The sequence below is a fragment of the Rhodococcus sp. NPDC080181 genome (genome assembly GCF_040702225.1).
GTDB classification, from domain to species: domain Bacteria; phylum Actinomycetota; class Actinomycetes; order Mycobacteriales; family Mycobacteriaceae; genus Rhodococcoides; species Rhodococcoides fascians.
Map to the genome: position 1 here is coordinate 1 of NZ_JBFBKN010000067.1, position 1380 is coordinate 1380.

1 protein-coding gene is annotated in these 1380 nt (G+C 59.9%); it reads left to right on the forward strand.

The genetic code is table 11. The features are described 5' to 3' along the window. Positions 1 to 95 precede the first annotated feature (95 nt). The gene (locus AB0O58_RS26720) at positions 96 to 1340 is read left to right on the forward strand and encodes an IS256 family transposase (RefSeq protein ID WP_269596898.1); all 1245 of its coding nucleotides are present in this window, start codon (positions 96 to 98) and stop codon (positions 1338 to 1340) included. Positions 1341 to 1380 lie beyond the last annotated feature (40 nt).

Below are 1380 nucleotides of genomic sequence, written 5' to 3' on the forward strand. Positions count from 1 at the left end.
GGGACTGTCTGAATAACGGTTGATCCGGTCCTTGGTTCGACACGCCGAGCTCAGCTTGGTGGGAAGGATCGACGATGACCGAAACACTGGATCCCATGGCAGCGACCGAGGTGGATCAGAAGCAGTTGGCCGAGCAGCTCCTGGCGCAAGCCAAGGAGCAGGGCGTGGAGTTGATGGGCCCGAACGGGCTCCTCAATCAGCTCACCAAGAATGTCCTCGAGACCGCGTTGGATGCGGAGATGACCGAGCACCTCGGCTACGAAAAACATGATGCTGCTGGCCGCGGCAGCGGCAACTCCCGTAACGGCACTCGCTCGAAGACGGTGCTTACCGAGATCGGGCCGGTGGAGATCGAAGTCCCGCGGGACATCGATTCCTCCTTCGCGCCGCAGATCGTGAAGAAGCGTCAACGCCGGCTGACTGGGATCGATGAGATCGTATTGTCGCTTACGGCAAAGGGTTTGACGACCGGTGAGGTGTCCGCGCATTTTCAGGACATCTATGGCGCGACGGTATCGAAGGACACCATCTCCCGCATCACCGACAAGGTCGTCGGGGAAATGACCGAATGGCAGAACCGGCCACTCGAGCGCGTGTATCCGGTGATGTTCATCGATGCTGTGCACGTCAAAGTCCGGGACGGTCAGGTCACGAACCGGCCGATGTATGTCGCGATCGGTGTCACCGTGAACGGTGAACGCGACATCTTGGGGATCTGGGCCGGCGAGGGTGGTGAGGGCGCGAAGTTCTGGCTCGCGGTTCTGACGGAAATCAAGAACCGCGGTGTCGCCGACGTCTGCATCGTGGTGTGCGATGGACTGAAGGGTTTGCCGGATGCCATCAACACCGTCTGGGAGCTGGCGGTGGTGCAAACGTGCATTATTCACCTGATACGCAACACCTTTCGGTTTGCATCGCGGAAGTATTGGGATGAGATGGCGCGTGATCTGCGGCCGGTCTACACCGCTCCGTCAGAGTCTGCGGCGAAGGAACGATTCACCGAGTTCACGAAGAAATGGGGTCAGCAATACCCGGCGATCATCAGGATGTGGGACAACGCGTGGAGTGAATTCGTTCCGTTCCTGGACTACGACGTCGAGATCAGGCGGGTGATCTGCTCGACGAATGCGATCGAGTCCGTCAACGCCCGCTACAGGCGCGCAGTGCGCGCTCGTGGACACTTCCCGACAGAGCAAGCGGCCCTCAAGTGCTTGTATCTCGCCACGCGGGCACTGGACCCCACCGGGAAAGGTAAGGCACGATGGGCGATGAGGTGGAAGCCAGCGCTCAACGCGTTCGCGATCACCTTCGAAGGACGCATCACCCCGAACGGAAACTAACCGACGCCAAGGTCGGATCCACCGTTAATCTGACACTCCC